The following is a 25,231-nucleotide window of genomic DNA, read 5'->3' as shown; positions in this document are numbered from 1 at the left end:
GTTCACTCGCGCAGCGATTGACGGGCATTGATGAGATTGAATGTGTCACGCCGGATTTGAACGGCGTGCCACGGGGCAAGGTAATGACCGCCGAGGGCTTCCTCGAAGGCCGGCGTTTGCAGTTGGCCCGAGGGGTGCTGCTGCAATGCATCATGGGCGGTTATCCTGCCGCGAAATTCTATGGCAGCGATGACGGCGATCTGGCGCTGGTGGCCGATCCTGCACAGATTCACCCGTTGCCATGGAGCGAGGAACCACGGGCCCTGGCCATCTGTGATGCCGACGAGCTGACCGGTGAAAGCTCCAACCTGTCGACCCGTGGTCAGCTCAAGAAAGTCATTGCCCGCTACGCAGCCCTCGGTCTGGCGCCGGTGGTGGCGACCGAACTTGAATTCTTTGTGTTCGCGCCGAACACCGACCCGACCCAGCCGTTCCAGCCGCCCGTCGGTCTCGACGGTCGTCGCGAGGACGGTCATTCGGCGTTCAGCGTCAGTTCCAACAACGGTCTGCGACCGTTCTTCAGTGAAGTCTATAAATGCATGGCGGCTCTTGGTCTGCCGCGCGACACCTTCATGCACGAAATGGGCGTCAGCCAGTTCGAGATCAACCTGCTGCACGGTGATCCGCTGCTGCTGGCCGACCAGACCTTCCTGTTCAAGCACCTGCTCAAGGAAGTCGCGCTCAAACACGGCCTGACCGTGGTGTGCATGGCCAAGCCGCTGGCGCACACGCCGGGCAGTTCGATGCACATTCACCAGAGCATCGTCGAGATCGGCAGCGGCAAAAATGTGTTCAGCGACGCGGATGGCCAGCCGACCGCGATGTTCCGCCACTTCATCGGCGGGCAGCAGGCGGGCATGGCTGACTTCACCGCGTTGTTTGCGCCGAACGTCAATTCCTACCAGCGCCTGTGCCATCCGTTTGCGTCGCCGAACAACGCCTGCTGGTCCCACGACAACCGCGCTGCCGGCCTGCGCATTCCGGCCAGTTCGCCAGTTGCGCGCCGGGTCGAGAACCGTTTGCCGGGGGCCGATGCCAACCCGTATCTGGCCATCGCTGCAAGCCTGGCCGCCGGCTTGTACGGCATCGAGCATGAACTCGAACCAAGCGAAGCGATCCAGGGCGAGTTCGACGTGCCGGACCATCTTTCGCTACCGTGTACCTTGCACGCAGCGCTCGAACGTCTGAAACGCAGCCAGCTTGCGAAGGAACTGTTCGGCACGGAGTTCATCGAAGGCTACATCGCTTCGAAGACCATGGAGTTGACCAGCTTCTTTGATGAAATCACTCCCTGGGAACGCCGTGTTCTAGCAGCCCAGGCCTGACGAAATGTCGCCGTCGGGCTATCGTTTGATAGCCCGATACTTACTGCAAGGAGCCGCTCGGAACGCCGATGCGCCAAATCTGGAAATCCTTTCGAGCGCTGTATTTCGCCTCGCTGATGATGTTGATCGGCTCGGGCCTTCTTTCTACTTATCTGGCTTTGCGTCTGGCTGCCGACCATGTCGACGGGTTGTGGGTCGGTGCGTTGATGGCGGCCAACTATTTCGGTCTGGTGCTGGGCGGCAAGATCGGTCACCGCCTGATTGCCCGGGTCGGGCATATCCGTGCCTACTCGGCGTGTGCCGGGATCGTCGGCGCGGCGGTGCTTGGTCATGGTCTGGTGGACTGGCTGCCGGCGTGGCTGGTGCTGCGGACCATCGTCGGCCTCGGCATGATGTGCCAGTACATGGTAATCGAGAGCTGGCTGAACGAGCAGGCCGACGCCAATCAGCGCGGTCTGGTGTTCAGTGGCTACATGATCGCGTCGTATCTGGGGTTGGTGCTCGGTCAGTTGATTCTGGTCATGCACCCGGGCCTGGGCCTGGAACTGCTGATGCTGGTCGCGTTGTGTTTTGCCCTGTGTCTGGTGCCGGTGGCGCTGACCCGACGGATTCACCCGGCGCCGCTGCATCCGGCGCCGATGGAGCCGCGCTTCTTTATCAAACGCGTGCCGCAGTCGCTGAGTACGGTGCTCGGGGCAGGGCTGATCATCGGTTCGTTCTACGGTCTGGCGCCGTTGTATGCCTCGCAGCAAGGGCTGTCCACCGAGCAGGTCGGTCTGTTCATGGGTAGCTGCATCTTTGCCGGGCTGGTGGTGCAGTGGCCGTTGGGCTGGTTGTCCGACCGCTATGACCGGGCGCTGCTGATCCGTTGCTTTGCGCTGTTCCTGGCGGTTGCTGCATTACCCTTGGCGATCCTGCCGCAGGTGCCGTTGGAGGTGTTGTTCGTGGTCGGCTTCTTGTGTTCGCTGGTGCAGTTTTGCCTGTACCCGCTGGCGGTGGCGTTCTCTAACGATCACGTCGAAGGCGAGCGCCGGGTGTCGCTGACGGCGATGTTGCTGGTCACTTACGGCGTGGGTGCCAGCGTCGGCCCGCTGGCAGCGGGGGTGTTGATGAAGCTGTTCGGGCCGCAGAGTCTGTATGCATTCTTCACCTTTTTCGCGCTGGTGCTGGTGTGGCGGATCCGGCCGAAAGCCGTGACCAATCTGCACCAGGTCGACGATGCGCCGCTGCATCACGTGGCGATGCCGGACAGCATGTCCAGTTCGCCGTTGGTGGCGGCGCTTGACCCGCGGGTCGATGAGCAAGTGGTGCAGGAGCAGATGCAGAATACGGTCGCTCCAGAGCCTGAACCGGATCCTGAGCCAGAACCTGTCGCGCCAACCGACTCGACAGTTGAGGGCGAGGGGCCGGACATCAGCACCGCCAGGCCTTGATTCGGGCATAAAAAAAACGGGCAGTCACCGCAGTGGCTGCCCGTTTTTTAATGCCTGCCGATCAGAGGTCGTCTTTATCGAACCGACGCGCTTCGCGTTGCAGTTGATAAACGAAACGCTCGACGTTGCGGGCCGCCGGGCCGCTGATGTTGTGAAAGCGCAGGCCGGCGAAGGTGATGTTGAGTTTTTCTTCGAAGTGCAAGTAACGCAGTTCGACCGAGGTCGGCTGGTTGCCGAACAGTGGCGCGGCGATCAGGCGATCATAGACCTGGCCCAGTTGCAGGCGGTCGGTGATGTCGCCTTCGAAACGCAGCTTGCAACCGGTGGCAGAGATATCCAGCAGTTTGCCGCCGATAGGCGACTTGAGCTTTTCGCCACCCAGTTCGACGCTGACCAGGTCGGTCAGTTTCAAAGCGGCTCGGAAGGCATTGCGGCGCTGGTGATAAACCACTTCGGTTGGCATCTCGCCAATATAAAAGCGGTCACCGTCGGAGTCCTTGATGTCCAGCGTACCGTTGCATTCCCAGGCAATGCGCACGCCGTCATGGAAACCTTCGACCTTGAACGGCTCGCCCGCGAGCAGGAAGCGTTCGCCATCGCGCGGGATCATTTCGTCCAGGGCAATCGTGGCGGCTTCCCGGTCAACCTTGATCAGGTAGCTCTGGAAGCGCTGGCTGCGCTCGTGGAAGGTGATGATCAGAGGATCATGGCTCTCTTGCAGCTGGCGCAGGTTGCTGGAGATCTCCAGGGGCGTGGTGAGCACCTTTGGGGGCTGCGGAGCGTCATCGTTGGACACGTTAAATCAATCTCCAGACAAAATTTGACTACGGCTGGCCAGTATTTTGCCAGCATGTTTCGCACGTTGATAGGGCGCAAGCATGGAAGAAAGCATCACGCCTGGCTGAGCGCGCGTGGTTTCTGCAGTTTGGAGAAGGTGCCACTGGCATCGTAGAGCGCAGGTGGCTCGCCGCCGGTGAGGATTTTCAGCTGATTGGCCGTGGCGGCCTGCTGCATGACGATCGATTGGCCATTCCTGGCGTTGGCTGCCTGGCATTGGGCGATCAGGTCAGTCAGGACATCGCTCTGGCTCAGCAACTGGTCGCCGATGCTCGACTGGCTGGCCAGTTGTTCCAGGCCGGCGCGGTCGATCGACAGGTTGAGGCTGGCGAGAATTTCGCTGCGTTTGCGGCCATGCTGTTCGAGCAGAATGATCAATGCCTGCTTGTTCGCCAGAATTTCTTCCAGCAGAGGCATGTCGCGACCGTGCAAGGCGAGGGACTCGGTTTGCAGTAACTCCAGCAATTGTTGAGCTGGAGCAAAGTCGTCGATGATCAGTTGCAATAAATTAGTGTCGTGCATGGCTGGCCTTGGGTTTTAAGCGTCCAAAAGCCTGGCGCAGACCGAGGCCTAGCGCTGGGCTTCGAAGTTGAGCAGTTTGCTGGCTACACGGTTGCTGTCGACTTTATAGCTGCCATCGGCAATCGCTGCTTTCAATTCGGCCACACGGGCTTTGTCGACGGCAGGCTGATCGCGCAGCTTGTCAGTGACCTTCTGCAACTGTTGAGCCTCATTGCTGAGGTGTACCGATTCCCCGCTTTTTGCGGTACTGGCCTGTTCGGCCGGGGTATTCAGCGGCGCGGAGGTGCCGGTTTCGGCGGTTTCCTTGGCGTTGCTGGTACGTGTACTGCCCGTAAGTGACGAGGAGCTGTTCAAACGGCTGAAATCGATGACCATGTTAAAAACCTCTGGGAATTTGGACGCTTGCCATGTTCTCGGCCATCCCCTGGAAAACTTTAGGCTCATTTAGCAATGAGCTTGCATGCGCCGTTGCAGATCCTGCTGCGGCACAGTTTAGGGAACACCTCGGGTCAGCGCCAGTTTTCTGCCAAACGCTCAGGGGCTTTTCAAATATCTGCTCATATTCCCGCTCACGTCTCCGGTCACATCGCCACTTCCACCTGGCCAGGCGCCACAACCTGCGCTTTGATGACCCGCTGGGAATTGAGGTTTTTCACGCGAATCTGTTCCTTGAGGCCGCCGTTGGCCAGGGCTTCACCCGGCATGCGCACGGCGAGGGTGCCACTGCGGGCGGTGATCACCACCTGGTCGCCCTTGCGAACCACTTCCGCCTGTTCCAGATGCACCAGGGTAATGACTTGATCGGCGACCGTTGGTCGGGTCAATTTCTGTCCGATGGCTTCATCCACCGACGTCAGGAAACCCTGGTTGATCGTGCTGACGTCGCGCTCGCGCAAGGTCACGTCCTGCGGCTCGATGATGCCGGCGCGCTTGAGTGGTCGTGTGGTGGTGACAATCTCGCGAAACAGGCGGACTTGAGCGGGCACGAACACCGTCCAGGGGGAGGCGCCTTCGCAGCGGACCTTCACCGTGACACGGCCCAGAGGGCGTGCCGGACTCTCCAGTGTCGCTGTCAATTCCTTGTCGCACATAGGCATGCGCATGCGCGGATCGAGCTGGTTGACCTCGATTTCATAACGGCCTTCCGTTTGACTGGTAGCCAGATAGTCTTCTACGGTGAATTCAAGAAAGCCCTGAGTGACGCCGATAAGCATGTCAGGCAAGGTAACCGCATCAGCAATGGCAGGGCTGCCAGCGAAAAACAGGCAAACGGCGGACATGGCGCAAAGCCCTCTGCGGAGGGGAGATGTCAGGCGTCGGAAAAATGTCGTTTGAGCGTTCATACGAGTTAAAAAGCAAGCGCCGTGCCGTTTAGCAATGAATGTGCGTCGCAACAACACTTGGCGTTGGTGTAGGAGTCTGGGCATGGCTGGTGTAATGGATTCGGTGAACCAGCGCACGCAACTGGTGGGGCAGAATCGCCTGGAGCTGTTGTTGTTCCGTCTTGACGGCCAGCAGCTCTACGGGATCAACGTGTTCAAGGTTCGGGAAGTGCTGCAGTGCCCGCAACTGACGCTGATGCCCAAGTCCAGTCCTGTCGTGTGCGGGGTGGCGAATATCCGGGGGGCGACCATTCCGATCCTTGATCTGGCGATGGCGACCGGCTCCGGTGCTTTGAAAGACAAGAACAGTCCGTTCGTGATCATCACGGAATACAACACCAAGACCCAGGGTTTCCTGGTGCGCTCGGTGGAACGTATCGTGAACATGAACTGGGAAGAGATTCATCCGCCGCCCAAGGGCACCGGACGCGATCATTACCTGACCGCTGTGACTCGGGTCGACAATCAGTTAGTCGAAATCATCGACGTCGAGAAGGTGCTGGCGGAAGTCGCGCCGACACCGGAATCGATTTCGGTCGGCGTGGTGGATGTCGAGACCCAGAGCAAGGCGTTGTCGCTGCGGGTGCTGACGGTCGATGACTCGTCGGTGGCGCGCAAGCAGGTGACGCGTTGCCTGCAGACGGTCGGCGTCGAAGTGGTGGCGTTGAACGACGGCAGGCAAGCGCTGGATTACCTGCGCAAGCTGGTCGACGAGGGCAAGAAGCCGGAAGAAGAGTTCCTGATGATGATCTCCGACATCGAAATGCCGGAGATGGACGGGTACACCCTGACGGCCGAGATCCGCAGCGACCCTCGCATGCAAAAGCTTCATATCATCCTGCATACTTCGTTGTCGGGTGTGTTCAATCAGGCGATGGTCAAGAAAGTCGGTGCCGATGACTTCCTGGCCAAGTTCCGTCCTGATGACCTGGCATCCCGGGTAGTCGACCGGATCAAAGCAGCAGATATCAGCTAAGGGCCTTCTGCCCTCGGCGTTCAACACGATTTAAGAGGCGGCATCATTTGTCTACGGGTAATTTGGATTTCGAACAGTTCCGGGTCTTCCTGGAAAAAGCCTGTGGCATTTTGCTCGGTGAAAACAAGCAGTATCTGGTGTCGAGCCGCCTCAACAAACTGATGGAGCAGCAAGGCATCAAGTCCCTGGGGGAGCTGGTACAGCGCATCCAGACCCAGCCGCGCAGCGGTTTGCGCGAGCAGGTGGTCGATGCCATGACGACCAACGAAACCCTGTGGTTTCGCGACACCTATCCGTTTGAAGTCTTGAAGAACAAGGTGCTGCCCGAAGCGATCAAGGCCGCTCCCAACCAGCGTCTGCGGATCTGGTCGGCGGCCTGTTCGTCGGGTCAGGAACCCTATTCGCTGTCGATGTCGATCGATGAGTTCGAGCGGACCAACATCGGCCAGTTGAAGATGGGCGTGCAGATTGTTGCCACCGATCTGTCCGGCAGCATGCTGACCAACTGCAAGACCGGCGAGTACGACAGCCTGGCGATCGGTCGCGGCCTGTCTGCCGATCGTCTGCAGCGTTACTTCGACCCTAAAGGGCCGGGGCGCTGGGTGATCAAGGCGCCAATCAAGAACCGGGTGGAGTTCCGCTCGTTCAACCTGCTCGACAGCTACGCCAGCCTTGGCAAGTTCGACATCGTGTTCTGCCGCAACGTGCTGATCTACTTCTCCGCCGAGGTGAAGAAAGACATCCTGTTGCGCATCCACAGCACGCTGAAGCCGGGCGGATATCTGTTCCTTGGCGCTTCGGAAGCGCTGAACGGTCTGCCGGATCATTACCAGATGGTTCAGTGCAGCCCGGGGATCATCTACCAGGCGAAGTGAAACACCGGCAACACAAGAAACGGGAGTCCTCAGGGGCTCCCGTTTTTTTATGCCTGAAGGTTTTGCCGGTGGCAGGCGGCAGAAAAGCGGCATCCGGCGGAAACCGGTTGCCGCTTTTCTGGCATTGCCGTGTTGCCGATTGCGTGCAAAGCCCCGTAATCCGGGGCTTTCTAAAACTGGCACGACGCTTGCTATAACCCTGTTACGAAAAATCCGGTCACCTGAAGGTTCCCGACATGAGCATCAGCTTCGATAAAGCGCTCGGCATTCACGAAAAGGCTTTGGGCTTCCGCGCCCAGCGTGCCGAAGTGCTGGCCAACAACATCGCCAACGCCGACACCCCGAATTACAAGGCGCGGGATCTGGAGTTCTCCAAAGTGCTCGAAGCACAGAGCCAGAAGAACGCCAACGGCACCATCGCCCTGAACATGACCAACAGCCGTCACATCGAAGCTGAAGGCCTGGGCAATGGCGACGAGTCGCTGATGTATCGCACGCCGATGCAGCCGTCGATCGACCAGAACACCGTGGACGCCCAACTGGAACAGTCGAACTACGCGGAAAACGCGGTCGGCTTCCAGGCCAGCTTCACCCTGCTCAACAGCAAATTCAAAGGGCTGGTGTCAGCCCTGCGCGGAGAGTAATCCATGTCCCTGTCCAGCGTTTTCAACATTGCCGGCAGCGGCATGAGCGCCCAGACCACCCGTCTCAACACCGTGGCCTCGAACATCGCCAACGCCGAGACCGTCTCGTCGAGCATCGACCAGACCTACCGTGCCCGTCACCCGGTGTTCGCCACCATGTTCCAGGGCGGCCAGAGCGGCGGCAGCAATTCGCTGTTCCAGAACCAGGACGCAGCTGGTCAGGGCGTGCAGGTCATGGGTGTGGTCGAAGACCAGAGCAACCTCGAAGCGCGCTACGAGCCGAATCATCCGGCGGCCGACGCCAAGGGCTACGTCTACTACCCGAACGTCAACGTGGTGGAAGAAATGGCTGACATGATTTCCGCGAGCCGGTCGTTCCAGACCAACGCCGAAATGATGAACACCGCCAAAACCATGATGCAGAAAGTACTGACCCTCGGTCAGTGATAAGGGGCGACTGCCATGAGTGTTTCCGATACCACCAGCAGCCTGACGATGAAGGACATACTGGCCAACTCTTCGAAGAAGACCAGTAGCACCACCACCGGCGGCATTGCTTCGGCCACCAACAGCGCGACCGGCGGTCAGGCGCTTGGAAAGGACGCGTTCCTGCAACTGCTGGTGACCCAGCTGAAGAACCAGAACCCGCTGGACCCGCAGGACAACAGCGCATTCGTTGCCCAGCTGGCGCAGTTCAGCAGCCTCGAGGGGATCACCACCCTCAACAGCACCGTCAGTTCGCTGGCCGGCAACTACAACTCGTCGCAAGCGTTGCAGGCTTCGTCGCTGGTGGGTCGCAATGTAATCGTGCAGACCAACACCGCGCAACTCGATGATCCGAGCAAAGGCCTGACCGGTACGGCGACTGTTCCGTCGTCCATCGCCGGCGGTACGGTGACCATTACCGACAGCAGCGGCAAAACCGTCCGTACCATCGATCTGGGCAGTCGCGCTGCCGGTCCTGCCAGCTTCACTTGGGACGGCAAGGATTCGTCCGGCACCCTGGTGCCAGTCGGTACTTACACCTTCAAGGCCAACGCGTCGATCAACGGCACCGCGACGGACCTCGCAACTTATCTGCCGGCCACCGTCAACAGCGTGACGATCAGCCAGACCGGCGGCGAGCTGATGCTCAATCTGTCCGGCAAGGGCACGGTCGCCCTGTCCAAAGTACAAACCATTGGTATATAGAGCCGACTAACCGGCACAAAGGAGTGGAATATGTCTTTCAATATCGGCCTTAGCGGTCTCTATGCAGCCAACAAACAACTGGACGTGACCGGCAACAACATCGCCAACGTCGCGACCGCCGGTTTCAAATCCTCCCGCGCGGAATTCGAAGACGTGTACTCGTCGACTCGACTGGGCAGCGGCAGTAAGGTCATCGGCAACGGTGTGCGCCTGGCCAACGTTTCCCAGCAGTTCACCCAGGGTGACATCAACAACACCGGCAACGTGCTGGACATGGGCATCAACGGTTCCGGTTTCTTCACCATGAGCAACAACGGCTCGATTTCCTACACCCGTGCCGGTACGTTCAAGGTCGACAACAACGGCTTTATCACCAACACCGACTACACTTCGCGCCTGCAAGGTTACGGTGTGGACTCCAACGGCAAGATCATCAACGGCGTGTTGACCGACCTCAAGATCGACACTTCGAACCTGGCGCCGAAGTCGACTTCGTCGGTGACGTCGACGATCAACCTGAACTCGTCGGAGAAGCCGATCGACCAGACTGCTTTCCCGTTCGATCCGTCCAAGCTCGAGTCCTACACCAAGCAGTTCAGCACCCCGATCTATGACACCCAGGGCAACTCCCACGTCATGGATCAGTACATGGTGAAAACTTCCGACAACACCTGGAAGGTTTACACCCTGGTAGACGGGCGCAACCCGGACGCAACCGGCAGCAACCCGGTCACTACGCCACCAGTCGCGTCGACCCTGACCTTCGACAGTTCTGGCAAGTTGCTGCAGGTCAGCACGCCAAGCACGTTGCCGCCTCCTGCACCGAACCCGATCATCAGCAGCGACCTGAAGCTGACTGGCTGGGTACCGGGCACCGTGACCAACGGCGTCTTCACCCCTAACGGTGCGGCAGCCAACCCGGCAGGTGTGACCATTTCCCTGGCCAAGACCACTCAGTACAACGCTGACACCGCGCGTTCGATCCCGACTCAGGATGGTTACGCCACCGGCCAGATCACCAACCTGACCATCGACGGCACCGGCACGCTGTTCGCCAACTTCAGTAACAACCAGAGCAAGGCCATCGGCCAGGTTGCACTGGCCAGCTTCACCAACGAGCAAGGCCTTCAGCCGATCGGTGGCACCGGCTGGAAAGAGACTTTCGCATCGGGTGTCCCGGGTTATGACGCGCCGAAAACCGGTACGTTGGGTGAGGTTGTGTCGAACTCGCTGGAAGAGTCCAACGTTAACCTGACCAATGAGCTGGTGGACCTGATCAAGGGCCAGAGCAACTACCAGGCGAATGCCAAGACCATTTCGACTCAGAGCACTATCATGCAGACCATCATTCAGATGACCTGAGGCAAGGTACTCGCGACAACGAAAACCGACGCTGTGGCGTCGGTTTTTTTATATCTGTTTTTATGTTGAACCCATGACCTTTGCCGATAACGATTCGTGCGCATTGAACCCAGGTGCACAACCTGCTCCATTGAGCCGGGAGATTATTCTGCGAGATGGAGATCAGGCAGCTTTAACCCTTTTGCTTCACACTTAAACAAGGACGATGTAATGGCGATAATCAACGGAACTCCCGGTGCAGATACTCTGACAGGAACTGCGGACGCTGATCAGATGCGAGGTTTGGCGGGAAATGATGTTCTGAATGCCGGAGACGGCAACGATGTATTGATGGGAGGTGATGGCGCTGACCAGCTCAATGGCGGCGCAGGTTTCGACATCGCCAGTTATGAGGATGTGCCCACCAGCGTGGGTGTGAGCCTGAACCTGAAAACCGGTGTGCACACCGGCTTCGCGGCAGGCGATACCTTTGTCGGTATCGAAAGCTATCGAGGCTCGAACTACAACGATACGTTCTACGCCAGTGCGGCGGCCGACAACCTCGATGGCTACAACGGCATCGACACGCTGAGTTACGCGCAGTCGGAACAGGGCATCAACATCACCATGACGGCTGCGCGGTCGGGTACCGGTCTGGGTGGCGACGCCCAGGGCGACACTTTCTCCGACTTCGAAAACATCATCGGTACGAACTACAACGACGTGTTTACCGCATCGCTTGGCACCACAACCTTCTACGGTGGCGCCGGCAATGACGTGTACATCATCAACGGTTCGGCCAGCCAGAACGTGGTGGAAATGGCCGGTGGTGGTGACGATGAAGTACGCACCACGCTGAACATCATCACCCTGGCGCCTGAGGTCGAGCGCCTGACGTTCACCGGGACTGGCAGCTTCATCGCGCGTGGCAATGCATCGGACAACGTCATCACCGGCGGTGTCGGCAATGACACTTTGATGGGCGGCGCTGGTGCTGACAAACTGATCGGCGGCGCAGGTTTCGACATCGCCAGTTATGAGGATGTGCCCACCAGCGTGGGTGTGAGCCTGAACCTGAAAACCGGTGTGCACACCGGCTTCGCGGCAGGCGATACCTTTGTCGGTATCGAAAGCTATCGAGGCTCGAACTACAACGATACGTTCTACGCCAGTGCGGCGGCCGACAACCTCGATGGCTACAACGGCATCGACACGCTGAGTTACGCGCAGTCGGAACAGGGCATCAACATCACCATGACGGCTGCGCGGTCGGGTACCGGTCTGGGTGGCGACGCCCAGGGCGACACATTCTCCGACTTCGAAAACATCATCGGTACGAACTACAACGACGTGTTTACCGCATCGCTTGGCACCACAACCTTCTACGGTGGCGCCGGCAATGACGTGTACATCATCAACGGTACGGCCAGTCAGAGCGTGGTGGAAATGGCCGGTGGTGGTGACGATGAAGTACGCACCACGCTGAACATCATCACCCTGGCGCCTGAGGTCGAGCGCCTGACATTCATCGGGACTGGCAACTTTATCGGTACGGGTAACGCATCGGACAACATCATTACCGGCGGTGCCGGCAATGACACTCTGAAGGGGGGGGCAGGTGCCGACCAACTGATTGGTGGTGCAGGTTTCGACATCGCCAGTTATGAAGACGCGCCTGCCAGCGCGGGGGTAGGGGTGAGCCTGAACCTGAAAACCGGTGTTCATACCGGCTTCGCAGCAGGCGATACCTTTGTCGGCATCGAAAGCTATCAAGGCTCGAACTACAACGATACGTTCTACGCCAGTGCGGCGGCCGACAACCTCGATGGCTACAACGGCATCGACACGCTGAGTTACGCGCAGTCGGAGCAGGGCATCAACATCACCATGACGGCTGCGCGGTCCGGTACCGGTCTGGGGGGCGACGCTCAGGGCGACACCTTCTCAGATTTCGAAAACATCGTCGGCACGAACTACAACGATGTTTTTACCGCATCGCTTGGCACCACAACCTTCTACGGTGGCGCCGGCAATGACGTGTACATCATCAACGGTTCGGCCAGCCAGAACGTGGTGGAAATGGCCGGTGGTGGTGATGATGAAGTGCGTACCAACCAGAACATCATCACCTTGGCTGCGGAGGTCGAGCGTCTGACGTTCACTGGCACTGGCAACTTTATCGGTACGGGTAACGCATCGGACAACATCATTACCGGCGGTGCCGGCAATGACACCCTGAAGGGTGGTGCAGGTGCCGACCAGTTCAATGGTGGAGAGGGCTTCGACACAGTAAGTTATGCCGATAGCGCGACAGGATTAACTATCAACACGAAAACCGGTCTTCATACCGGAATTGCGGCCGGTGATGTCTACTCCAGTATTGAAGCCATCATTGGTTCGAACTTCAGTGACGTGTTTGTCGGGGACGCAGGGATCAACCGCTTCGACGGTGGTATCGGCATGGACATGCTGAGCTTCGCCGACGAAAGTACCGGCATTGTTCTTGATTTGAATGCGCCGGTTCTGACCGGGATTGCTGCGGGCGATATCTATTCGTCCATCGAAATATTCCAGGGGACTTCACAGGCTGACAGCTTTACCGGCAGCGTGGCAGCAGCGGAAAACTTTGTCGGGGGCGCGGGCGCGGATCTTTTGACTGGCGTGGGACGAGGTGATGGTGCCTGGTACCTGACAAGTGCAGGGAGCGTGCAAATCAATTTGCTGGATGGAACTGCTTCGGGCGGTGACGCTCAAGGTGATGTATTAATCAATATCGATAATCTGATGGGGTCGAACTTCAACGATTCGCTGACAGGGAATGCCTATTCGAACAAGCTGGAAGGTGGAGCCGGTAACGACGTTATTTACGGCGGCGACGGCGATGACTTTATCTACGGCGGCACTGCCACCGATACCAGCGCTTTTGGTGGCCTGCCAATCAGAGGTGTTCAAGTCGATATGCTCTACGGTGGCAACGGTAACGACACGATGCGAAGCGCTGACGATGACGCTGGTAGCGTTTTATATGGCGAATCCGGGAATGACAATATCACTGTGTCGTCCGCAATTGCCGATGGCGGTGACGGCAACGATACATTGACCGGCACGGGGTATGGCTATGTGCTTCAGGGTGGGGCGGGTTCGGATACGTTGAACTTGCGTGGTTCGGGTGACGCTTTGGGAGGCGAGGGTGGTGATGCTTACATCGTCTTCTCCAAAACTATGGTTGGTATTCAAGACCTGGGGAGCACGGGTATCGATACCGTTACCCTGAAGAACATTCAGAGCGTCAGTGAGGTCCGGATCGTCAAAAATGATCTGGGTGCTTACATCTTCAACGCAGCCGACCTGCAAAGCGGCAACTTGGACTCCGGCGTGTTCCTCAAAGACTGGTACAAGGGCGCCAACACAATCGAAACCTTCTACACCAACAACGGTGAGTCATTCACCATTCCGGTAGTAGGGCAGGCATCTGCCGAGCTGTCGATGGTCTGACGGTAAGTCGCTACTCGCAAAAACGGCGAACCTGTGATTCAGGGTTCGCCGTTTTTTTTGCCTGGAGTTTTTCACCGGTCAAAAGAAAACCCCCGACAAACCAGAAGTCTGTCGGGGGTTTCTCGGATCAGGCGTTTCGCAACGCCTGATTCAGCTCAGCTTATTGGCAAGCTTCGCAATCCGGCTCGTCGATGGCGCAAGCCTTCGGCACTGGAGCAGGGCCGGCAGGCGCTGCCAGGACCGAGTCGTCGCCGTGGTTGCCGCCGCTGGATACAGCGTTCAGCTTGCCGGTGTTGATGGTCGACTTCTCGGTGCTGGTCGCGGCCAGGGCACGGAGGTAGTAGGTGGTTTTCAGGCCACGGTACCAGGCCATACGGTAGGTCACGTCGAGTTTCTTGCCCGATGCGCCGGCGATGTACAGGTTCAGCGACTGGGCCTGGTCGATCCATTTCTGACGACGGCTGGCGGCGTCAACGATCCACTTGGTGTCCACTTCGAACGCGGTCGCGTAGAGCTCTTTGAGTTCTTGCGGGATGCGCTCGATCTGCTGAACCGAACCGTCGTAGTACTTCAGGTCGTTGATCATGACCGAGTCCCACAGACCGCGAGCCTTCAGGTCGCGAACCAGGTACGGGTTGATCACGGTGAATTCGCCCGACAGGTTCGATTTCACGTATAGGTTCTGGTAGGTCGGTTCGATCGACTGCGAGACGCCGGTAATGTTGGCGATGGTCGCGGTCGGTGCGATGGCCATGATGTTCGAGTTTCGGATGCCTTTCTGTACACGGGCGCGAACCGGTGCCCAGTCCAGGGACTCGGTCAGGTCGACGTCGATGTACTTCTGGCCACGTGCTTCGATCAGGATCTGTTGCGAATCCAGCGGCAGTACGCCTTTGGACCACAGCGAACCCTGGAACGTCTCGTACGAGCCGCGCTCGTCAGCCAGGTCGCAGGAAGCCTGGATCGCGTAGTAGCTGACCGCTTCCATCGACTTGTCGGCGAACTCGACGGCAGCGTCGGAGCCGTAAGGGATGTGCTGCAGGTACAGCGCGTCCTGGAAGCCCATGATGCCCAGACCGACCGGACGGTGGCGGAAGTTGGAGTTCTTCGCCTGCGGCACCGAGTAGTAGTTGATGTCGATCACGTTGTCGAGCATGCGCACGGCGACGTCGATGGTGCGCTTGAGCTTGGCGGTGTCCAGCTTGCCGTCGACGATGTGGTTCGGCAGGTTGATCGAGCCCAGGTTGCAGACCGCGATCTCGTCCTTGTTGGTGTTCAGGGTGATCTCGGTGCACAGGTTCGAGCTGTGAACCACGCCGACGTGCTGCTGCGGGCTACGCAGGTTGCACGGGTCCTTGAAAGTCAGCCATGGGTGGCCGGTTTCGAACAGCATCGACAGCATCTTGCGCCACAGGTCTTTGGCCTGGATGGTCTTGAACAGCTTGATTTTGCCCGGGTATTCGGTCAGGGCTTCGTAGTACTCGTAGCGCTCTTCGAAGGCCTTGCCGGTCAGGTCGTGCAGGTCCGGAACTTCGGATGGCGAGAACAGGGTCCACTTGCCGTCATCGAAGACGCGCTTCATGAACAGGTCAGGAATCCAGTTGGCGGTGTTCATGTCGTGGGTACGACGACGGTCATCACCGGTGTTCTTGCGCAGCTCGATGAACTCTTCGATGTCCATGTGCCAGGTTTCCAGGTAGGCACACACAGCGCCTTTGCGCTTGCCACCCTGGTTAACGGCGACGGCGGTGTCGTTCACGACTTTCAGGAACGGAACCACGCCTTGCGACTTGCCGTTGGTGCCCTTGATGTACGAACCCAGCGCACGAACCGGGGTCCAGTCGTTGCCCAGGCCACCGGCGAATTTCGACAGCATGGCGTTGTCGTGGATCGCGTGGTAGATGCCCGACAGGTCATCCGGCACGGTGGTCAGGTAGCAGCTCGACAGCTGTGGACGCAGGGTACCGGCGTTGAACAGGGTCGGGGTCGAAGCCATGTAGTCGAACGAGGACAGCAGGTTGTAGAACTCGATCGCACGGTCTTCTTTCTGCTTCTCTTCGATCGCCAGGCCCATGGCCACGCGCATGAAGAAGATCTGTGGCAGTTCGAAACGCACGCCATCCTTGTGGATGAAGTAACGGTCGTACAGGGTCTGCAGGCCGAGGTAGGTGAATTGCTGGTCGCGCTCGTGGTTGATCGCCTTGCCCAGTTTTTCCAGGTCGAAGGAGGCCAGCACAGGGTTCAGCAGTTCGAACTCGATACCTTTGGCCACGTAGGCCGGCAGTGCCTTGGCGTACAGGTCGGCCATTTCGTGGTGAGTGGCGCTCTCGGCCACGCCCAGGAAGCCCAGGCCTTCGGCACGCAGAGTGTCCATCAGCAGGCGGGCGGTCACGAACGAGTAGTTCGGCTCGCGCTCGACCAGGGTACGGGCGGTCATTACCAGAGCGGTGTTGACGTCGTTCAGGGCCACGCCGTCGTAAAGGTTCTTCAGGGTTTCGCGCTGGATCAGGTCGCCGTCGACTTCGGCCAGGCCTTCGCAGGCTTCGGTGACGATAGTGTTCAGGCGGCCCATGTCCAGCGGCGCGAGGCTGCCGTCGGCGCGGGTGATGCGGATCGACGGATGCGCCTGTACCGGAGCTTCGGCGGTGGTGCGGGTGGCGCGTTCCTTGGAGCGGGCGTCGCGGTAGATCACGTAGTCGCGAGCCACTTTCTGCTCGCCGGCACGCATCAGGGCCAGTTCGACCTGGTCCTGGATTTCTTCGATGTGGATGGTTCCGCCCGACGGCATGCGACGCTTGAAGGTCGCGGTGACCTGTTCGGTCAGGCGGGCAACGGTATCGTGGATTCGCGACGAGGCGGCAGCGGTGCCGCCCTCAACTGCGAGAAACGCTTTGGTGATAGCGACGGTGATCTTGTCATCGGTGTAAGGAACGACAGTGCCATTACGCTTGATCACACGCAGTTGGCCAGGCGCGGTGGCAGCCAGATCCGAATTCGAATCGGCGGCCTGCGGCAAGGTGCCCTGCGGGTTCTCGCGAGTTGTGTCGGTTTGCATGGGGGGTGATCTCCACATTCTCTATGTTTGTTTGGGCACCATCATGGTGCTCACCGTTCTGGTCCGAAGCACTACAACCGACGGGCGTCGGGCATAACAACTTCGGATCAGTAGGAAAAAGGCTAATGACGCCGCATCCTTGCCGAAGTTTTCGGCCGCGAGCCAAGGCTCAAGCCGGATTACTTCCAGGGTGACAGTAACGACTGCAACACCCGTACCGTTCCGGTCGTTGCCAACCTTAAAAACGGTGCCATCCGCAAGTGCGGTTTGGGCTTTGAAAAACTTGCTTGGTTCAACCGGAAACCGGCAATAAAGCACTTGAGTTTCAGGTCTGAAATGTGGTTGGGCTCTAGAACGGAAAACCCTATATGTAGGGGGTCTCTTTGCGCCGTGCTACAAGATAATGCGTTTCGAGGGGGCTTGCAACGTACGAGCTGTGGATAAACCTGTGCGTAAATTGTGTAAGAAACCAGGAATTCCCGTGTAGGCCGCTAACCTGTTGAGCTAGACCGTTTGTCACTGTTTTTCAGTCGGGAAAAACGCTTCAGCGGATTTTTAAGGGCGCGAACCCTATCACAAAAATCCGCCTTGTCCGAACGCATTTACCGACTTGTGTTCTGGCTGTACGCCGTTTATACAATCGGCCCATGCGCACGCATTCTTATCCTCCTTAAAGATGACAAAAAGACGGGAGGATCCTTCCTTTATAGGCAGCATCGGCAAGCAGAGGTCACCCGTGGAGCAAGAAGCCTGGCAGGTATTGATAGTCGAGGACGACCAGCGACTGGCCGAACTGACCCGCGAATACCTGCAAGCCAACGGATTGCGCGTGGAAATCGAAGGCAACGGTGCACTGGCGGCGGCGCGGATCATCAAGGAACAACCGGATCTGGTGATCCTCGACCTGATGCTCCCCGGCGAAGACGGCCTGAGCATCTGCCGCAAGGTTCGCGATCGCTACGACGGGCCGATCCTGATGCTCACCGCGCGCACCGATGATGCCGACCAGATCCTCGGCCTCGACCTCGGCGCCGACGACTACGTCTGCAAACCGGTGCGCCCGCGGCTGTTGCTGGCACGCATCCAGGCATTGTTGCGACGCAGTGACACACCGGAGCCGGCGGCAGGCAATTCGCGTCGGTTGCAATTCGGCCCGCTGGTGGTGGACAACGCCTTGCGCGAAGCGTGGCTCAGTGACAGCGGTATCGAGCTGACCAGTGCCGAATTCGATCTGCTCTGGCTGCTGGTGTCCAACGCCGGGCGGATCCTGTCCCGGGAAGAGATCTTCACCGCACTGCGCGGCATCGGCTACGACGGCCAGGACCGTTCGATCGATGTGCGCATCTCGCGCATCCGCCCGAAGATCGGCGACGACCCCGATCATCCGCGCCTGATCAAGACCATTCGCAGCAAAGGCTACCTGTTCGTACCGGAAGCCTGCGCAGACCTGCCGCTTTGAACTCGATCTTCCTGCGCATCTATGGCGGCATGTGCGCGGCGCTGATCCTGGTGGCGGTGCTGGGTGTTCTCGCGTTGCATCTGCTCAACCAGGTGCGTAGCGAGCAGTACCGCGAGCGTCTGGCCCACGGCACGTTTTCGCTGATGGCCGACGACCTGCAGCCGATGAACGAAACCGAGCGCCATCGCGCCTTGCTGGTGTGGGAGCGGCTGCTCGGGATTCCGCTGGCATTGAAAACCTTTGCTCAGACCGATCTCGACCTGACCCAGCGCACTCGCGTGCAGCGCGGCCAGGCCCTGGTGGAGCAGACCGGGCCGCACGCGGCCAAGGTCTATCGGCTGGTCAGCGACAAAGAGCAATTGGTGCTGGTGGGCGAGGTCCAGCAAATCAGCGAGCAACTGGCCCGGGCGACCATTTACCTGTTGGCCGATGAGCTGGTGCGGGTGCCGGTGGGCGAGCAACCCAAACGACTGGCGCAATTGAAGGAAGAAAAAGGCTTTGGCTTTGATTTGCGGCTGGTCACGGTCAGCGACGCGGATATGGACGAAGACCAGAGCCGTCGGGTATCCGAAGGCGATACGGTGATGGCGCTGGGCAAGGGTGGCGATTCGATCCGGGTGTTCGCCGGGATGGTCGGCACGCCGTGGGTGCTGGAAATCGGGCCGCTGTATCAGATGAACCCGTACCCGCCGGAATGGCTGGTTTTGATCGCCGCCCTCGGCCTGACCCTGATCGGCCTGATCGTCTATTTTTTGGTGCGCCAGCTCGAGCGGCGTTTGCGCGGGCTCGAAGCTGCGGCCACGCGCATCGCCAAGGGCAGTCTGGAAACCCGGGTGCCGGCCCGTGGTGCCGACTCGGTGGGCAAACTGGCAGCGGCGTTCAACGGCATGGCCGAGCACTTGCAGCAGTTGCTCGCCATTCAGCGAGAACTGGTGCGCGCGGTGTCCCACGAACTGCGCACGCCGGTGGCGCGTCTGCGTTTCGGTCTGGAGATGATCGGCTCGGCCACCACCCCGCAGGCGCTGGAAAAATACCGCGAGGGCATGGACCACGACATCGAGGACCTCGACAAGCTGGTCGACGAAATGCTCACGTACGCCCGGCTGGAGCAGGGCTCACCGGCGCTGACCTTCCAGCGCATCGATCTGGATGCGCTGGTCAATCAGGTGATCGAAGAGTTGGCGCCTCTGCGTGCCGAAGTCACGGTGCAACGCGGTCTGTGCCTGTCGGCGGCGGATTGCGATGACGCGTGGGTCGAGGCCGAGCCGCGTTACCTGCACCGCGCCTTGCAGAATCTGGTGGGCAACGCCATGCGCCATGCGCGTTCGAAGGTCACGGTCAGTTATCAGGTCGGGCAGATGCGTTGCCGGGTGGATGTCGAGGACGACGGCCCCGGTGTGCCGGAAACCGCCTGGGAGAAAATCTTCACGCCGTTCCTGCGCCTGGACGACAGTCGCACCCGGGCGTCCGGCGGACACGGGCTGGGCCTGTCGATCGTGCGGCGGATCATCCACTGGCACGACGGCCGGGCGCTGATCGGCAAGAGCAAGAGTCTGGGCGGAGCGTGCTTCAGCCTGAGCTGGCCGAGGAATCAGGAGCGGCGCTAAAAAACTTCAGGCAGGGATGCTGACCAGACTCAGCAACTGCCCGTCCTGCACACCGAATTGCGCATCGAGCTCTGTGCCGTTGCGCCATTCACTGGACAGATCCGTGAGCAGCCGCAGCCGCACCTGACCCTGTTCATTCCATTCCAGCACTTCGGCGTGTTCGAAGTAGAAGCGCTGCTGCACGATCGGGTACAGCGCCTTGAACAGGCTTTCTTTCACCGAAAAGGTCAGGGTCACCCACAACGCGATCTGATCCCGAGAGCCGGCGGCCATGCGCTGCAATTCCGGTGGGGTCAGGATCTCTCCGGCCAGTCGTTCGGCGCGTTCGGCGTTGAGCAGGTTTTCCAGGTCCATGCCCAGCCCGCGCCAGTGCTGTCTGTTGGCGACAATCGCCGCCGCGCGGCCGGTGCTGTGGGTGATCGAGCCGCAGATGTGTGCCGGCCATACCGGAGCGCGATCCTCGCCGATCGCCGGAACGCAGCTTGTGCCCTCCAGCTCCTGCAACGCTGCCCGGGCGCAAATCCGCCCGGCGAGGAATTCCGCTTGCCGCTTGGCCACTGAACGCTGAATGCTCGGCGGCGGCTCGATGGCGCTACGACGAAAGTCATCGCCGAGCAGTTGCGACGGGTCGAAATGGGTGCTCAGCAGCACGGTATGAGGCAAGACCGTCGGCAGCGGCCAATGGGCATCGAGCGGGGTGCAGCAGACGGGGAGGAAAGGGCTGGCAGTCATGTCGGGCATTTTGCCGGGTTGTCTTCAGGCTGGATAGTGCAGAGGAAGTGATCGTTCCCACGCAGAGCGCAGGAGCGATCGGTTAACCGGAATCAGCCAAAGATTTTCTTGAAGAACACCTGCATGTCCGACCAGGATTTTTCATCGGCGGCCTTGTTGTAGCCGATATCCGGGCCACCGTGGTCGCCGTGGCTCAGGCGATCCGCGTCAGGATTGCTGAAGCCGTGCTTGGCACCGTCGAGGCTGACGAATTGATAGTCGGCGCCGGCCTTGTCCATTTCCGACTTGAACGCCGCGACGTTGTCCGGGGTGACCATGCTGTCCAGCGCGCCGTGTTCGACGAGAATTTTCGCCTTCACGCTGCCCGGCGCAGCCGGGGTCTTGGTGGCCAGCGCACCGTGGAAACTCACCACGCCGGCCAGTGGCACACCCTGACGCGCCGCATTCAGCACCACGCCACCGCCGAAGCAGTAACCGATGGCGGCGATTTTATCCTTGTCGGTCTGCGGCTGTTTCTTCAACAGATCCAGCCCGGCCTGAAAGCGCTTGCTCGCTGCATCGGCGTTCTGCGTGGCGGCTTGCATGAAGGCCATCGCGTCTTTCGGGTGCTCGGTGTTCTTGCCTTCACCGTACATGTCGATGGCCAGCGCGCTGTAGCCGAGCCCGGCGAGATCCCGGGCGCGACGCTTGGCGTAGTCGTTCAGTCCCCACCATTCATGCACCACCACCACGCCGGGGCGCGGGCCCTTGATCGCGTCGTCGTAGGCGTAGTAACCGATCAGCTTGGTGCCGTCAGCACTCTGATAGGGGATTTCCTCGGTCTTGATCGCAGCCTGGCTGAGGCCGCTGAAGACAAGGAGGGCGAGGGTTAGAAGCAGGCGCATGATCGGGTCTCCTGACAATAAAGGGTCAAAACAGACTAGTTCATTTCATTCAGGCCAGGTTCAGAGAGCGTTCAGGGGCGGTACAGGGGAGGGGCAGTAACCTTGCGCCATACCAAACAGCACTGTGAAAGAGGAAACTCCATGACTCGTTTAAATAAACTGCTGCTGGCTTTTACCGTAATGAGCGCCAGTATCGCGGCCCATGCCGACACCACCAGCAACTTCGCCGGCCTGACCTTTGGCCAGACCAGCGACAAGATCAAAAAATCCAACGCCCTGAACGACAACCTCGGCCACCCGGACGCCACTGCGGCCATCGACGGCAACAACACCTACGGCCTGCGCCTGGGTCAGCAAAACAGCCAGGGCCGCTACTACGCCACCTACGACAACGTGTCGGGCTCGCACAATGGCATTAAACTGCGCCAGGAAAACCTGCTGGGCAGCTACGATTTGTTCTACCCGGTGGGCGGCAGCACCAAGCTGTTCGGCGGTGCCACGGCCGGTCTGACCAAGTTGACCCAGGATTCGCCGGGCTACAGCCGCGACAGCGACATCGGTTACGCGGTCGGCGGTCAGTTCGGTGTGCTGCAGCAAGTCTCGCAGAACACCTCGGTCGAACTCGGTTACCGTTACCTGCGCAGCAACGCCAGCACCGAGATGAAAGAGAGCGGCGGCAGCAAGCAAGGCTCGCTGGACTTGACCAGCAGCGCCCAGACTTACCTGTCGGCCAACTACGCTTTCTAAGCGATTGGCGTCAGGCCCGGGGGGGGGGGGGGGGGGGGGGGGGGGTCGTCCTTCGAGGGGCGACCCGGCGCAGCCATGTGAGGCGAAAGCCTTTGGAGTTGTCGATTTACCCGGGAGAGCGTCATGAAACTGTTGGTCGTCGAAGATGAAGCGCTGTTGCGCCATCACCTGCAAACCCGCCTGACGGAGAGCGGTCACGTGGTCGAGTCCGTGGCCAATGCCGAAGAGGCGTTGTACCAGACCGGGCAATTCAACTTTGACCTGGCGGTGATCGACCTTGGCTTGCCGGGCATGAGTGGCCTCGACCTGATCCGCCAACTGCGTTCGGGCGGCAAGACGTTTCCGATCCTGATCCTCACCGCGCGCGGCAACTGGCAAGACAAGGTCGAAGGTCTGGCAGCCGGGGCTGACGATTATCTGGTCAAGCCGTTCCAGTTCGAAGAACTTGAAGCGCGACTCAATGCCTTGCTGCGCCGCTCCAGCGGTTTCACCCAGTCGACCATTGTCGCCGGCCCGCTGTTGCTCGACCTCAATCGCAAGCAGGCGACCCTCGACGAGCAACCGCTGGCGCTGACCGCCTACGAATACCGGATTCTCGAATACCTCATGCGTCATCACCAGCAAGTGGTGCCCAAGGATCGGCTGATGGAGCAGCTGTACCCGGATGACGACGAGCGCGATCCGAACGTGATCGAAGTGCTGGTCGGCCGTCTGCGCCGCAAGCTCGAAGGCCCGGCCGGGTTCAAGCCGATCGACACCGTGCGCGGCCTCGGTTACCTGTTCAATGAGCGTTGCACTTGATCCGTTCCCTTCGCGTCCGCCTGATGCTCGCCGCCACCACCCTGGCGGTGTTGTTCATGCTCGCGTTGCTCCCGGCGATGCAGGGCGCTTTCAGCCTGGCGCTGCAGGACTCGATCGAGCAGCGGCTGGCGTCCGACGTCACCACGCTGATCTCCGCCGCACGGGTTGAAAACAACCGCTTGATGATGCCGGCACAGTTGCCCGACGAGCGCTTCAACCTCACGGACAATCGCCTGCTCGGCTACATCTATGACCGCGAAGGGCACCTGGTCTGGCGCTCGAAGGGCACCCAGGAAGAGAAGATCAACTACACGCCGCGCTACGACGGCCTCGGCAACGAGTTCGCGCGGATCCGTGAAGCCAACGGTCAGGAATTCTTCGTCTACGACGTTGAAGTCAAACTGCTCGGCGGCAAGAGCGCGGCCTTCAGCATCGTGGCCCTGCAACCGGTGCGCGAATACGAAACCACCCTCGAAGGCCTGCGAGAAAACCTCTACCTCGGGTTCGGTGCGGCGTTGCTGGTGCTGCTCGCACTGCTGTGGATCGGCCTGACCTGGGGCCTGAAAGCCTTGCGCCGGCTCAGTCAGGAACTCGACGAAATCGAAGGCGGAACCCTCGAAAGCCTCAGCGAACAACACCCGCGCGAATTGCTGCGCCTGACCGGTTCGCTCAACCGCCTGCTGCACAGCGAACGCCAGCAGCGCAGCCGTTACCGCGACTCCCTCGACGATCTGGCCCACAGCCTGAAAACCCCGCTGGCGGTGTTGCAAGGCGTCAGCGAAGACATGGCCCAGCGCCCCGAAGACCGCGATCAGGCCTGGGTGCTGCAAACCCAGATCGAACGCATGAGCCAGCAGATCGGCTACCAGTTGCAACGCGCCAGCCTGCGCAAAAGCGGTCTGGTGCGCCATCAGGTGCGCCTGCGCCCGGTGCTGCAAAGCCTGTGCGACACGCTGGACAAGGTCTACCGCGACAAGCACGTGCGTGTCGCCTTCGATCTGCCGGAGCACTGTTACGTGCCGATCGAGCAGGGCGCCTTGCTGGAAATGATGGGCAACCTGCTGGAAAACGCCTATCGCCTGTGCCTGGGCGAAGTGCGCATCAGCGTGCGCGAAAGTCTGGACGGAATCGAACTGTGCATCGAAGACGACGGCCCCGGCGTACCACCGGATCAGCGCGCACGGATTCTCGAACGCGGCGAACGCCTGGACCGCCAGCATCCGGGGCAGGGCATCGGGCTGGCGGTGGTCAAGGACATCATCGAGAGCTACAGCGCGAAATTGACGCTGGGGGATTCTCCGATGGGTGGGGCGGCGTTCAGGATTCATTTCCCGGCTGTGTGAAGCCGAGTCTCTTTCAGGCGGCGCCTGGGTTATGGCCATTCATCGCCACTGTCAGATCTGACAGTGGTTCATTCCGCGCATTTCCAACACTCTGTTTTTGTCCATCATGGGATCGAGCCCGTCGGTCGAAAAACCTCTCCCACCTGTCACATCTGACAGTAGCCAAAGCATCCGTCTGATCGCTCAATCACTCCATCGCCCACATCCTTCGGCAGGAGTTCTCGCCATGCTCGTCCAACCGAAAAAAGCCATCGGCACACTCGCCCTGCTCGACCCAGACCTTCCCGGCGCCAAGCAGCTGCCGAACGGAGAATGGGCCATCAACCGCGCCGCCGCACTGCTCAACTTTCCTACTCTGGGCATGAAAGTGCAGATCCCGGTCTGGTCGAACAAAAGTCTGGCCGACAAGGTTGAGCTGTTGCTCAACAACCTCGTGGTCGATCAGCAAACCGTTACCCAGGATGCCGAACTGACCCAGCGCGCTACCTTGTTCGTCGCACCGGGCCGTTTTCAGAGCGGTACGTGGCATCTGGCCTATCGGGTGACGCGCTTCAACCAGGCACCAGAACCTTTTACGCCACC

22 protein-coding genes are annotated in these 25,231 nt (G+C 59.8%); 15 read left to right on the top strand and 7 right to left on the bottom strand.

The genetic code is table 11. From position 1 onward, the window contains the following. Positions 1 to 83: 83 nt before the first annotated feature. Positions 84 to 1,325, top strand: a complete 1,242-nt coding sequence (locus QLG12_RS00110) for a glutamine synthetase family protein (RefSeq protein ID WP_181457874.1) — start codon at positions 84 to 86, stop codon at positions 1,323 to 1,325. Positions 1,326 to 1,393: 68 nt separating this feature from the next. Then, complete coding sequence (locus tag QLG12_RS00105; protein WP_236194819.1) at positions 1,394 to 2,758, top strand: MFS transporter; 1,365 nt, start codon at positions 1,394 to 1,396, stop codon at positions 2,756 to 2,758. 61 nt (positions 2,759 to 2,819) lie between these two features. Here the strand turns inward: QLG12_RS00105 and QLG12_RS00100 are convergent, their stop codons facing one another. The 4 genes from QLG12_RS00100 to flgA all read right to left on the bottom strand — a co-directional run bounded on the left by QLG12_RS00100 (position 2,820) and on the right by flgA (position 5,460). Then, entirely contained in the window at positions 2,820 to 3,554 is a 735-nt protein-coding gene (locus tag QLG12_RS00100) for a flagellar brake protein (RefSeq protein WP_085654889.1), read from the bottom strand. A 95-nt stretch (positions 3,555 to 3,649) separates the two neighbouring features. Next, the gene (locus QLG12_RS00095; protein ID WP_011335511.1) at positions 3,650 to 4,117 is read right to left on the bottom strand and encodes a flagellar protein FlgN; all 468 of its coding nucleotides are present in this window, start codon (positions 4,115 to 4,117) and stop codon (positions 3,650 to 3,652) included. A 48-nt stretch (positions 4,118 to 4,165) separates the two neighbouring features. Then, positions 4,166 to 4,492 (bottom strand): flagellar biosynthesis anti-sigma factor FlgM, encoded by a 327-nt coding sequence (flgM, locus tag QLG12_RS00090; protein ID WP_007960324.1) that lies wholly within the window; start codon positions 4,490 to 4,492, stop codon positions 4,166 to 4,168. A gap of 206 nt (positions 4,493 to 4,698) precedes the next feature. Then, positions 4,699 to 5,460, bottom strand: a complete 762-nt coding sequence (gene flgA / locus QLG12_RS00085) for a flagellar basal body P-ring formation chaperone FlgA (RefSeq protein ID WP_084777063.1) — start codon at positions 5,458 to 5,460, stop codon at positions 4,699 to 4,701. An 82-nt stretch (positions 5,461 to 5,542) separates the two neighbouring features. Between flgA and QLG12_RS00080 the strand changes: the two genes are divergently transcribed. From QLG12_RS00080 to QLG12_RS00050, 7 genes are all read left to right on the top strand, one after another. Next, positions 5,543 to 6,475, top strand: a complete 933-nt coding sequence (locus tag QLG12_RS00080) for a chemotaxis protein CheV (RefSeq protein ID WP_197871824.1) — start codon at positions 5,543 to 5,545, stop codon at positions 6,473 to 6,475. Between the two features lie 47 nt (positions 6,476 to 6,522). Further along, positions 6,523 to 7,350, top strand: coding sequence for a protein-glutamate O-methyltransferase CheR (gene cheR, locus QLG12_RS00075; protein WP_007960327.1), 828 nt, complete (start codon positions 6,523 to 6,525; stop codon positions 7,348 to 7,350). Between the two features lie 236 nt (positions 7,351 to 7,586). Continuing rightward, the gene (gene flgB, locus QLG12_RS00070; protein WP_007960328.1) at positions 7,587 to 7,994 is read left to right on the top strand and encodes a flagellar basal body rod protein FlgB; all 408 of its coding nucleotides are present in this window, start codon (positions 7,587 to 7,589) and stop codon (positions 7,992 to 7,994) included. Between the two features lie 3 nt (positions 7,995 to 7,997). Then, complete coding sequence (flgC, locus tag QLG12_RS00065; RefSeq protein WP_007960329.1) at positions 7,998 to 8,441, top strand: flagellar basal body rod protein FlgC; 444 nt, start codon at positions 7,998 to 8,000, stop codon at positions 8,439 to 8,441. A 15-nt stretch (positions 8,442 to 8,456) separates the two neighbouring features. Then, positions 8,457 to 9,185 carry a flagellar hook assembly protein FlgD gene (gene flgD, locus QLG12_RS00060; RefSeq protein ID WP_011335508.1) on the top strand — a complete coding sequence of 243 codons (729 nt, stop codon included), beginning with the start codon at positions 8,457 to 8,459 and terminating at the stop codon, positions 9,183 to 9,185. Between the two features lie 30 nt (positions 9,186 to 9,215). Then, positions 9,216 to 10,547, top strand: a complete 1,332-nt coding sequence (gene flgE, locus QLG12_RS00055) for a flagellar hook protein FlgE (RefSeq protein ID WP_197871820.1) — start codon at positions 9,216 to 9,218, stop codon at positions 10,545 to 10,547. Between the two features lie 210 nt (positions 10,548 to 10,757). Then, entirely contained in the window at positions 10,758 to 14,021 is a 3,264-nt protein-coding gene (locus QLG12_RS00050) for a calcium-binding protein (protein ID WP_282473682.1), read from the top strand. Positions 14,022 to 14,181: 160 nt separating this feature from the next. On the opposite strand, the gene QLG12_RS00045 is transcribed toward QLG12_RS00050, so the two are convergent. Continuing rightward, positions 14,182 to 17,076, bottom strand: coding sequence for a ribonucleoside-diphosphate reductase subunit alpha (locus QLG12_RS00045; RefSeq protein ID WP_011335505.1), 2,895 nt, complete (start codon positions 17,074 to 17,076; stop codon positions 14,182 to 14,184). A 736-nt stretch (positions 17,077 to 17,812) separates the two neighbouring features. Here QLG12_RS00045 and QLG12_RS00040 point away from each other — a divergent pair. Both QLG12_RS00040 and QLG12_RS00035 read left to right on the top strand, forming a co-directional pair. Beyond that, a complete protein-coding gene (locus QLG12_RS00040) occupies positions 17,813 to 18,535 on the top strand; it encodes a response regulator (protein ID WP_236194817.1) in 723 nt (240 codons plus the stop codon). Then, on the top strand, positions 18,532 to 20,142 hold the full coding sequence (locus QLG12_RS00035) for an ATP-binding protein (protein WP_282473681.1): 1,611 nt from the start codon (positions 18,532 to 18,534) through the stop codon (positions 20,140 to 20,142). Before QLG12_RS00040 ends, QLG12_RS00035 begins: the two co-directional genes overlap by 4 nt. Positions 20,143 to 20,148: 6 nt before the next feature. Here the strand turns inward: QLG12_RS00035 and QLG12_RS00030 are convergent, their stop codons facing one another. Continuing rightward, positions 20,149 to 20,874 carry a 4'-phosphopantetheinyl transferase gene (locus QLG12_RS00030; protein WP_282473680.1) on the bottom strand — a complete coding sequence of 242 codons (726 nt, stop codon included), beginning with the start codon at positions 20,872 to 20,874 and terminating at the stop codon, positions 20,149 to 20,151. Positions 20,875 to 20,966: 92 nt separating this feature from the next. After that, positions 20,967 to 21,758 (bottom strand): dienelactone hydrolase family protein, encoded by a 792-nt coding sequence (locus tag QLG12_RS00025; protein WP_197871857.1) that lies wholly within the window; start codon positions 21,756 to 21,758, stop codon positions 20,967 to 20,969. A 141-nt stretch (positions 21,759 to 21,899) separates the two neighbouring features. Between QLG12_RS00025 and QLG12_RS00020 the strand changes: the two genes are divergently transcribed. The 4 genes from QLG12_RS00020 to QLG12_RS00005 all read left to right on the top strand — a co-directional run. Further along, on the top strand, positions 21,900 to 22,505 hold the full coding sequence (locus tag QLG12_RS00020) for a hypothetical protein (protein WP_064598671.1): 606 nt from the start codon (positions 21,900 to 21,902) through the stop codon (positions 22,503 to 22,505). Positions 22,506 to 22,628: 123 nt separating this feature from the next. Then, the gene (locus QLG12_RS00015; RefSeq protein WP_011335499.1) at positions 22,629 to 23,306 is read left to right on the top strand and encodes a response regulator transcription factor; all 678 of its coding nucleotides are present in this window, start codon (positions 22,629 to 22,631) and stop codon (positions 23,304 to 23,306) included. Next, positions 23,303 to 24,649 carry an ATP-binding protein gene (locus QLG12_RS00010; protein WP_041475405.1) on the top strand — a complete coding sequence of 449 codons (1,347 nt, stop codon included), beginning with the start codon at positions 23,303 to 23,305 and terminating at the stop codon, positions 24,647 to 24,649. Before QLG12_RS00015 ends, QLG12_RS00010 begins: the two co-directional genes overlap by 4 nt. A 226-nt stretch (positions 24,650 to 24,875) precedes the next feature. Next, the coding region (locus tag QLG12_RS00005; protein WP_282473679.1) for a hypothetical protein at positions 24,876 to 25,231 on the top strand (356 nt) is incomplete at its 3' end.

Origin of the sequence: Pseudomonas sp. V88_4, from assembly GCF_029967985.1 — a bacterium.
Lineage (GTDB): Bacteria > Pseudomonadota > Gammaproteobacteria > Pseudomonadales > Pseudomonadaceae > Aquipseudomonas > Aquipseudomonas glycinae.
The sequence above is the reverse complement of the archived record's forward strand: the minus strand, read 5'-3'. Positions and strand labels throughout refer to the sequence as shown.